Here is a 9,755-nt window from a genome sequence, read left to right as displayed (position 1 = left end):
AGCAGCCGCGCCGCCAGCGACGCGACGGCCCGCACGGCCTCGCCGTCGGTGCGCACGGTGTGCCGGTTCGGCAGCTCCAGCAGGGCCCATCCCGTCCGCGCCGCCTCCTCCAGGGCCCGGTCGTGCACGGTGCCCATGCCGCCCGTGGCGAGCTCCAGCCGCCGCTCGTGCGGCCCGGTGCCCGCGCGGAACCCGGTGAACGGGTAGAACGCCCGCGACACCACCGGAGCCGCCGAGGCGGGCAGCCGCCACGACACCGGCAGCCGGTGCACCGGCAGGTCGGGGTTGTGGCGCAGCAGCACCGACACCGCGCTCTGCAGCGGATCCCACGACAGTCCCGACCAGCGGTCGCCGTCGACGATCGAGAACGGGTCGAGCTGGCCGGGATCGCCCACGAACAGCGCCCGGTCGAACAGCCCGGCGATCCGCAGCAGCTTGTCCGAGCGCATCTGGTACGCCTCGTCCACGATGGCCCACGGCCACGTCCGTCCGGCGATCCACGCCCACTTGTCCGCGGTCGCGATGACGATGTCCGGATCGCCGAGATCCTGGACGCGGGTGCCCACCGTGACTCCCGGCAGCTCCAGCATCCGCCGCGGCGCGACGTAGCCGCTCGCCGACAGCCTTCCCACGGTCAGGCGCGGGTGCCGGTCGCAGATGCGCGCCACCAGGTCGTCGACCTGTTCGTTGGTCTGGGCGACGATCATCAGCGGCTCGCCGGTCTCGGCGATGTGCGCGGCGGCCCGTACGACCAGCGTGGACTTGCCCGCCCCCGGCGGGGAGTCGACCACCACGCCGCGGTGGCGCGGCAGGTCGGCGAGCACGTCCCTGATGACCTGTTCGGGCCCGCTGACGGGCTCGGGCGCGCCGGGGTGTGCGGGGCTCGTCATGACCACTCCTCCCGGGCGTCCTCGTCGCCGGGCTCGTACTCGCGCGGCGGGCCGCCGTGCGTCCAGGGGGTCGCCTCGGCCTCGGGCAGGGCGGCGGAGCCCTGGAAGTCGTCGGTCAGGGAGGTGTAGCAGACGCGCTCGCCGACCTCGGGCACCGACCCCGGCGCGGGCGTCCTCCCCCTGCCCATGCCCTTGGTGATCTTCAGGGTGACCAGGCCGTCGCGGGCCGACACCAGCTGGGCGCCCTGGGCCCGGCGCTGCGGGGTGCCCAGCGCCGTTCCGGGCGCCAGCCGTACGGGGTCGTCGGTCTTGATCACCACGAGCGGGCGGAGCTTGCGGGAACGGCCCTCACCCTCGGCGTGCTCGGGGTCGGTCTCGACCACCTCGCCGGCGAACGCCTCGCCGGTCAGCCGGTGCTCGGCCATGACCAGTGGGTCGTCGTAGGCGCGCTGCACCTCGTAGGCGGCCTGGGCACGTTCCAGACGTGCCAGCCGGGAGGCGGCCGCGACCGCGCCGTCACGCCTGGCCTGCGGCGGCGCGCCCTCGGCGAGCTGGGCGGCCATGCCGGAGAACGAGCCGCGGTCGTGCTCCCACCGCTGCGCCACGCTCGCGCCCTCGGGCAGGCCGGCGAGCAGGTCGATCGCCCGCCACATCAGGCGCCAGGTGGGTTCGAGCTGGGTGCGCAGCGCCTCGGTGACGCGCTCGGCCGACCCGCTCTCGATGGCGGGCGCCAGCACCTCGGCGTCGAACCCCGGATCCGTCGCCGGCCCCGCCGGCGGCCAGATCAGCGGGTCCTCCGCGTCGTCGCTCGGCCCCTCGGTGATCCAGCCGAGCTGCGCGGCGAGGTTGGCGTCCTCCAGCCCGCTCTGCCCGCTCGCCCAGTGCCTGCCGAGCTCCTCGGTCACAGCCGGCATCAGCGACGAGCCGGGGAACGCGGCCCGCTCGCCGAAGTAGGTGAGCCAGCGGCCGAGCAGCGGCACCGACGCGGGCACCGGGTAGGGCCCGTCGGCGCGGCGGAACCGTGTCGATCGGCCCAGCAGCCGGGTGAACGCCACGCCCGCCGGGTTCGGCAGCACCAGTTGCGGCGCGTCCAGCGCCCGCTCGTAGGGGTCGGCGTTCCTGCGCTCCACCGTCTCCGTGGCGGCCAGGAACCCCTCGATGTACGGCAGGAGCAGCCCGGCCAGCTCGGCGGCCCAGGCGAAGCGCAGGTCGCGGTTGCGCGGCTGCGTCACGACGAGCAGGTGGGGCCGGTCGCGCTCGGTGCCCAGCACGGCGGCCAGCGGCGCGGCGGCCTCACCGGAGAGCTTGAGCGGGATGAACACCATCGGCCGCGCCGACAGGTGGACGTGCCGGACGGTCGCGATGGGCTGGGCGATGCCCTCGTCCAGGGCCCGCAGCCGGGCCAGCGAGGTCAGCAGGCTCACGACGGGCCCTCCCGGCGGCGCGGCACGGCGTTCATGCGAGGCACTCCCGGCGCAGGCGTTCGGCGTTGCGGAGCAGGCGGGCGATCTCCTCCTGGCCCTCGGCCGGATCGCGGGCGCCGTCGGCCAGGCCCAGCGCCTCGCCGACGGAGGCGACCCCGCCCAGCTCGTCGCGGACGTGGCGGCCCAGCAGGTCGGTGGCGCCCTCCTGCCTGGCCTCGTCGCGGCAGAAGAAGCACAGGTCGCAGGCCGACAGGCAGTCGGGCGCGTACCGGGCGGTGGCCCCGCGCAGCGCGTCGGCCAGCTCGGCGGCCGGCCGGGTCGGCAGCCCGTCCTCGTCCGGCAGCAGGTCGAACGTCAGGTCCGCGGGCAGGCCGTCCAGCAGCCGGTCGAGCCCGGTCATCCGGGACAGCTGCCGTTCGAGCACGCCGAGCTGCCTGCGCACGTCGAGCGGCGACGCGACGGGCCGGTTGGCGAAGTTCTCGGGGCAGACCAGCACGACGTCGTGCGCGACCCGCAGCGGGTCGTGGCCGAGCTCCCGCAGCATCCGGCGCAGCGCCAGCACGTAGACGGCGGCCTGCCGGGCCGCCGCGGCCACCGCCGAAGGGTCGGCCTGCCCGTCGATCACCGCGAACGACTTGATCTCCACGATGTGGAACCGGCCGCCGAGCTGGAAGGCGACCACGTCCGGCTCCAGGTAGGCGGTGTGCCCGGCGATGTCCAGGCTGAGCAGCGGATGGTCGTACACGGTGCCCGCGTCGCCGCCGTCGCGGGCCGCCCGGTCGAACAGGGCGCGCGTGTGGGCGTGGCGCAGGTGCGCGCCGACGTTCTCCACGTCGTGGTAGGCGACCTCGGCGATCGGCAGGCCGAGCAGCTCGCGCAGCATCCGCAGCAGCTCGGCGCACCCGTCGGCCTTCACCAGCGCCTCGAACACGTTGCCGCGCGTGATCGCGAACGGCGACTGGCCGAACGGCGCCGGGAACCCCAGATGCCTGGCCGCGGCGTCCTTGTCGATGCCGGCGCCGTCCAGGAGCGCCCTGCGCGCGCAGCCGGGGTTGGCGGCGAGCGCGGCGATGGCGCGCGCGTCGTGCGGCTTCTGCGGTGTCGTGCCCCGCAGCGCGTCGAGCCGGTTCATCGGCGGCCCCTCGTGGGTGTGTTCCTGGTCTTCGTCCTGGCGGCTGTCGCCCCGGCGCCCTTGTCGGGAGCGCCCAGCACGTATGGGCCCGCGGGTGGGCCCGTGGGTGCGCCCCCGTTCGCGGCGGTGGCGGCTGCCCCGGCGACGGTGATCAGCGTAGTGCCGCCGAACAGCCGTGCCCGGTCATCGAGCTGCGATGTCGCGCGTTCGGCCAGGTCGGCGCGGTCCCGCGTGTCGCGCTCGGCGTGCACGGCCAGCTCGTTCGCCGCCGCCTCGATCACCCGGTCGGGGTCGGGCGGGCCGAGGTCGCCCGCCGCGCCGCCGGGGATGTTGCGGGCCATCCGGGCCAGCAGCCGCGCGGCCCGCGGGTCGGGCGACAGGTGCCGTGCCACCGCGATGGCGCAGGTCAGGAAGTCGACGCGGGGACTGAGCGGGCCCACCATGCGGCGTTCCAGCGGCCAGGTGCTCACGGTGAGCAGCCCGCGGGCGGGGGCGAGGCGGTCGGTCAGGGCGGCGCACAGGTAGTACGGCCTGCCGTAGGGGGAGGACGCGAAGGAGCGTTCCTCGTCGCGCCGCAGGCTGGTGAGCTGGCTGCCGCGGAGGGTTCCGCCCAGGAACGCCTCGCCCACGGCGGCGATGAGCCTCGGCTGGGCGGGGGCGCCCAGCAGGGTGAGCGCCTGGTGCGCCTGCTCGCGGACCGTGACCAGCCCCTGCGGTGCGCCGTCGGGCACGCGTGGTGAGCCGTCGAGTCCGCCGGTGACCAGGGTGTCCCAGGAACGTTCGGCGGCGCGCAGCTCGGCGCGCAGGGCGCGGGCCGTGGCCGTGTCCTTGACCCGCATGGCCCGGCGCACACCGGCGCGGAGCTCGTCGATCCGCGCCTCGAGCTGGTCCAGCCGGTCACTCATGGCGCGAGCGTAACAGTAGTTCCAGTATTTACCAGTAATTTGGCGACATGTGAGCCGCGCCTACTAGATCTACAACGTAAAGGCGCCGGCTCGTTTCAGTCGCCGAACCGGGACAGCTTGCCGTGCCGCCGGGCGTAGCTCAGCGCCCACGCGAACAGGCCCAGCGTCGCTGCCAGGTAGGCGACGTTGAGCCCGGCCGCCCAGGCCAGCCGGTCCCAGGGCACCGCGCCGCCCGCCATGACCGTGCGCATGCCCTCGAACACATGGGAGGCCGGCAGGAACCAGGACACCGCCTGCAGCGGCTCGGGCAGCACCGACACCGGGTAGAAGATCCCGGCCAGCGGCTGCACCACGAACACCAGCGACCAGGCGATCACCTGGGCGTTCTCGCCGAAGCGGAGCACCGCCGCGATGCCGACCAGCCCGAGCGACCAGCCGAGCATGAGCAGCACCCCCATGAACGGCACCAGCCCCACGCCCAGGCTCGTCACCCCGAATCCGTAGAGCGCGTAGGCCAGCCCGGCCATCACCGCGACCGCGAAGGCCACCTTGCCCAGCGAGAACAGCACCAGCCCGACCAGGTACTCGACGCTCGACAGCGGGCTGACCTGCACGTTGAGCAGGTTGCGCGACCAGATGTCCTCCAGGAAGGCGATCGAGATCTCGTTGCTCGCCTTCTGCAGCACCTGCCAGAGCAGCACCGCGCCGATCAGGAACGCCACCACGAACGGCACCTTCTGCGACTGCAGGAACACCGTCACGAAGCCCCACAGCAGCAGCTCGACCGTCGGCCAGAAGAGGATCTCGAACATGCGGATCGGGCTGCGCCGCAGCGCGGCGAAGTCGCGGCGGACCACGCCGAGGACCCGGCTGCGCCGGGCGGCCAGGCTGAGCGGGGGCAGGGTCAGTGTCGTCATCCGCGCGCCACCTTCAGGAACACCTCTTCCAGGTCCTCGGCCCCGTAGCGGCCGGCCAGTTCCTCGGCGCTGCCCGCGGCCACGACGCGGCCCTCGGCCATGAAGTGGATCCGGTCGCACATCCGCTCCACCTCGCGCATGTTGTGCGAGGTGATGAGCATCGCGCTGCCGCTCTCCCGGGCCACGCGCGACAGCAGGCCGCGGATCCGGTCGCCCGCGTCGGGGTCGAGATTGGCCGTGGGCTCGTCCAGCACCAGCAACTGGGGCGCGTTGACGAGGGCCTTGGCGAGCTGCACGCGGGTGCGCTGCCCGGACGACAGGTCCATCACCCTGCGCCGCCGCAGCGGGCCCAGCTCCAGCAGCTCGATCATCTCCGCCACCCGGGCCGCCGGCCGCCGGACGGCGTAGAGCCGGGCGAACGCGTCGAGGACCTCCTGCACCAGCAGCGGGCCGGGCAGATCGACGTAGCTGGCGGCGAAGTTGACCCGGCTCAGCACCTCGATCCGGTGCCGTGCCAGCTCCATGCCGAACATCGTGATCGTGCCGGCGTCGGGCGTGATGAGGCCGAGCAGCATGTGCAGGGTCGTCGACTTGCCCGCCCCGTTGGGGCCGAGCAGCCCGGCGACCTCGCCCTCGCCCACCGTGAGGCTCAGGTCGTGCACTGCCGTGACAGGTCCGAACCGCTTGGCCAGGTGGGCCGCCTCCAGAATCGCCACCGGACAAGCGTGCGAGCCGTACACGGTCCATCGCAACGGGTTTTCACCCGCCCGTCCACCGGCACGCGCGGGGCCCGCCCCCGTGCGGGAGCGGGCCCCGCCATGCCTGGGGCGTGGCCGGTCAGTGCGGGGCGGACAGGTCCAGCTCCTTGACCTTGGGGTCGCCCTCGTCCGCGAAGTAGTCCTCGCGGGCCGTCGCGTCCTCGCCGTCGGCTACCTTGAACGCCCGGAACGCCAGCGTGGCGAGCGCCGCCACCGCCAGGTTGACGGCCAGCGACAGGAAGCCCGCGTAGACCGTCATCTTGGTGTCGAACCCGAGGTTCGACAGCGCGAACGCCGAGCCGCCGAAGTGGGTCTTGCCGGTGGCCGGGTTCGGGATGAGGTACAGCATCCACATCCCGGCCGCGAGCCCGAGGGCCCAGCCCGCGATGAGGCCGCCCTTGTGGAACCAGCGCGTGTAGAGGCCCAGCGCCACCGCCGGCAGCGTCTGCAGGATGATCACGCCGCCGATGAGCTGCAGGTCGATAGAGAACTGCGGGTCGAGCACCAGGATGCAGAGCACCGCGCCCACCTTCACCACCAGCGACACCAGCTTGGACACCTTCGCCTCCTGGGCGTCGGTGGCGTCCTTGTTGAGGTATTCGCGGTAGATGTTGCGGGTGAACAGGTTGGCCGCCGCGATCGACATGATCGCCGCCGGGACGAGCGCGCCGATGCCGATGGCCGCGTACGCGAGGCCGGCGAACCAGTCGGGGAACATCTGGTCGAACAGCACGGGGACGATCGTGTTGCTGATGGGCTTGCCGTTCTCCCCGATGACCGGCTTGGTGCCCGCCGCGATCGCCATGTAGCCGAGTAGCGCGATGAGGCCAAGCAGGAGGCTGTACGCGGGCAGCGCCGACATGTTCCGCTTGATCACCCCGCGGTTCCTGGACGCCAGCACGCCGGTGAGACTGTGCGGGTAGAGGAACAGCGCCAGCGCCGAGCCGAAGGCCAGGGTGATGTACTGCACCTGGTTGGCCGGGTTGAGCAGGATCCCGTCACCCGGCGCCGGGGTCGCGTCGAACTTCGCCTTGGCCGCGTCGAAGATCGACCCCCAGCCGCCCAGCTTGGCCGGGATGTAGATCACCGCGGCGAGGATCACCACGTAGATGAGCGTGTCCTTGACGAACGCGATGAGCGCGGGGGCCCGCAGCCCCGACTGGTAGGTGTAGGCCGCCAGGATGGCGAACGCGATCACGATCGGCAGGTGCCCGCTGATGCCCATCGCCTGCAACACGGCCTCGATGCCCACGAGCTGCAGCGCGATGTACGGCATGGTCGCCACCAGACCGGTGATCGCGACCGCCAGCGCCAGCGTCGGCGAGCCGAAGCGGGCCCGGACGAAGTCGGCCGGCGTGACGAACCCGTGCACGTGCGACACCGACCACATTCTGGCCAGCACCAGGAAGACCAGCGGGTAGACCACCACCGTGTACGGCAGCGCGAAGAAGCCCATGGCGCCCGCCCCGAACACCAGCGCCGGCACGGCCACGAACGTGTAGGCGGTGTAGAGGTCACCGCCGACCAGGAACCAGGTGATCCAGGTGCCGAAGTTGCGCCCGCCGAGGCCCCACTCGTGCAGGCTTTCGATGCTCTCGGGCCGCCGCCACCTGGCCGCCACGAAGCCCATGGCGCTCACCAGGAGAAACAGGAGGGCGAAGACGACCAGCTCGGTCGTGTGCCCGCTCATCGGGTCATCCTGTAGACGATGGTGGTGCAGATGACGCCGACGACAATGAAGGAGATCTGCAGCCAGTAGAAGAGCGGGAAGCCCAGCAGGCGCGGCCCGTCGGAGTTGTACAAGAACGTCAGCAGCGGCAACAAGATCGGCACGAACAGCAGCCAGTTCCAGGGGCTGCGGTCACTGCGTGGCCGTCCGGGATCCGGGGTGGTCAATTGAGCCCTCCGTAAGTAGATCAGGAGCCGGCGGCGTAATCGGCTCCTTACTCATCGGTCAACGACGGGGAGATTATCTGTACAGTGTGACCAGGCCCAATGTCCACGTCGCCGAGCGGTAGCACCGCAGCGCCGAACGGTCGTCCGCGAGCTTGACAGCGCCTTCGTGGTGGGCGCGGCGGCCTTGGGGACAGCGGCCGAGACATGGACAGCAGACTGAAAACCAGCTGAAAGACGACGATCTTAGTCTGCGGCTGTAGTCAGATCGACCCCAGCGACGGGTGAGCGGGACGCTGGCGGGGACTCAATCGATGCTGTCGGCGCCACTGATCAGTGCCGGAGCGCCGCCAGGGATCGGACGCCTTACCGAGTTCATTCCGGTGAGAACTCTTCACGTCGGTGGTTCTGTGCGTCCTTACGAGAAGGTGGGGAGCAAGCCGTGGTCGAGGACGTCTACCCTCTGGCGCCGATGCAGCAGGGCATTCTGTTCCACGTTCTGGAAGCGCCCGACGATGCCGGGATGTACGTCGCGCAGGAGGTTTACGAGTTCGCCGGCGCGTTGGACGTGGCGGCGTTGCGGCAGGCGTGGGACGTGGTGGTGGCACGTCACGCGGCGTTGCGGACGGCGTTCGTCTGGGAGGGTGTGGCGAAGCCGTTGCAAGTGGTGCACGCCGATGTCGCGGTGCCGTTCGAGCTGCTGGACTGGTCCGCCGACGCAGAGGCCGACGAGGCGGCGCAGCGGGCACGGCTCGACGAGTTGCTCCGGCTCGATCGGGAGCGCGGCTTCGATGTGACGAGCCCGCCGTTGGCGCGGGTGCATGTGGTCGACCGCGGTGGTGACCGGTTCTGGATGGTCTGGACGTTCCATCACATCTGCGCCGACGGGTGGAGCGTTTCCTTGGTGGTCAACGAGGTTTCGCAGGCATATGAGGCGTCGTGCCGGGGTGGGCGGGTGGAGTTGCCCGCGGTGCGGCCTTTCCGGGATTTCGTGGCCTGGCTCGCGGAGCGGGACGCGGTCGAGGCGGAGGAGTTCTGGCGGTCATATCTGGCGGGCTTCGAGGCGGCGACCCTTTTGCCGGTGGATCGGCCGGCGGCGGGACGGCATGGAGTTCAGGACTTCCGGCGGTTGGAGTTGTCGCGTGAGGTGACCGCGGGTTTGGTGCGATTGGCTCGGCGGGCGCGGGTCACCCTGGGCACGGTGGTTCAGGCGGGTTGGGCGTTGTTGTTGTCGCGTTACAGCGGTGAGCGGGATGTGGTGTTCGGGTTGACGGTTTCGGGTCGGCCGGTGGAGTTGGCCGGGATGGAATCGATGGTGGGGTTGTTCATCAATACGCTGCCGGTGCGGACGCGCGTGCCGGTTGATGTGCCGTTCGTGGAGTGGCTGCGGCAGTTGCAGGACAGCCAGATGGCGATGCGGCGGTTCGAATACACGCCGCTGGCCGATATCCAGCGCTGTTCAGAGGTCCCGCGCGGCGCCTCACTCTTCGACAGCGTCATGGTGTTCGGAAACTATCCCGACGATGAAATTCCGGAAGGCGCGGACCTGCCCGGTGACGTCGCCACGGTATTCACTCCACTGAAGTCCGTCGAGCTGGCCAATTACCCGATCATGATCGCGGTGGAGCTGCGTGATCGGCTGGAGATGGAGATGGAGTTCTCCACTGCGGCGTTCGATGGGGCGACGGTTGAGCGGTTGTTGGAGCAGTTTGAGTGGGTTTTGCGGGTGGTGGCTGGTGGTGGTGGGGTGTTGGTGCGGGATGTGGGGTTGGGGGAGTTGGTGTCGGGGTGGGGGATGGGTGGGGTGGTGTCGGGTGAGGTGGTGGGGGTGCATCG

At 71.3% G+C, this 9,755-nt stretch carries 9 protein-coding genes; 1 reads left to right on the top strand and 8 read right to left on the bottom strand.

Annotation, left to right across the window (positions count from 1 at the left end; translation table 11 throughout):
- The 8 genes from DQW85_RS07950 to DQW85_RS07915 all read right to left on the bottom strand — a co-directional run.
- The coding region (locus tag DQW85_RS07950) for an AAA family ATPase (RefSeq protein ID WP_162794828.1) at positions 1-890 on the bottom strand (890 nt) is incomplete at its 3' end.
- Entirely contained in the window at positions 887-2,314 is a 1,428-nt protein-coding gene (locus DQW85_RS07945) for a hypothetical protein (RefSeq protein ID WP_113699730.1), read from the bottom strand. The genes DQW85_RS07945 and DQW85_RS07950, both read right to left, overlap by 4 nt.
- A 31-nt stretch (positions 2,315-2,345) precedes the next feature.
- Positions 2,346-3,446 carry a hypothetical protein gene (locus DQW85_RS07940; protein WP_113699729.1) on the bottom strand — a complete coding sequence of 367 codons (1,101 nt, stop codon included), beginning with the start codon at positions 3,444-3,446 and terminating at the stop codon, positions 2,346-2,348.
- The gene (locus DQW85_RS07935; protein WP_205314960.1) at positions 3,443-4,351 is read right to left on the bottom strand and encodes a hypothetical protein; all 909 of its coding nucleotides are present in this window, start codon (positions 4,349-4,351) and stop codon (positions 3,443-3,445) included. Before DQW85_RS07935 ends, DQW85_RS07940 begins: the two co-directional genes overlap by 4 nt.
- 95 nt (positions 4,352-4,446) lie before the next feature.
- Positions 4,447-5,268, bottom strand: a complete 822-nt coding sequence (locus DQW85_RS07930) for an ABC transporter permease (protein ID WP_113699728.1) — start codon at positions 5,266-5,268, stop codon at positions 4,447-4,449.
- The gene (locus DQW85_RS07925) at positions 5,265-5,984 is read right to left on the bottom strand and encodes an ABC transporter ATP-binding protein (protein WP_113699727.1); all 720 of its coding nucleotides are present in this window, start codon (positions 5,982-5,984) and stop codon (positions 5,265-5,267) included. The genes DQW85_RS07930 and DQW85_RS07925 overlap by 4 nt, the downstream gene beginning before the upstream one ends.
- Positions 5,985-6,105: 121 nt before the next feature.
- Complete coding sequence (gene mctP, locus DQW85_RS07920) at positions 6,106-7,716, bottom strand: monocarboxylate uptake permease MctP (RefSeq protein WP_113699726.1); 1,611 nt, start codon at positions 7,714-7,716, stop codon at positions 6,106-6,108.
- Positions 7,713-7,922, bottom strand: coding sequence for a DUF3311 domain-containing protein (locus tag DQW85_RS07915; RefSeq protein ID WP_113699725.1), 210 nt, complete (start codon positions 7,920-7,922; stop codon positions 7,713-7,715). Before DQW85_RS07915 ends, mctP begins: the two co-directional genes overlap by 4 nt.
- Before the next feature lie 439 nt (positions 7,923-8,361).
- Here DQW85_RS07915 and DQW85_RS07910 point away from each other — a divergent pair.
- A partial coding sequence (locus tag DQW85_RS07910) for a condensation domain-containing protein (RefSeq protein ID WP_240197012.1) occupies positions 8,362-9,755 on the top strand: 1,394 nt, incomplete at its 3' end.

The organism is Nonomuraea lactucae, assembly GCF_003313395.1.
GTDB classification, from domain to species: Bacteria; Actinomycetota; Actinomycetes; order Streptosporangiales; family Streptosporangiaceae; genus Nonomuraea; species Nonomuraea lactucae.
The sequence above is the reverse complement of the archived record's forward strand: the minus strand, read 5'-3'. Positions and strand labels throughout refer to the sequence as shown.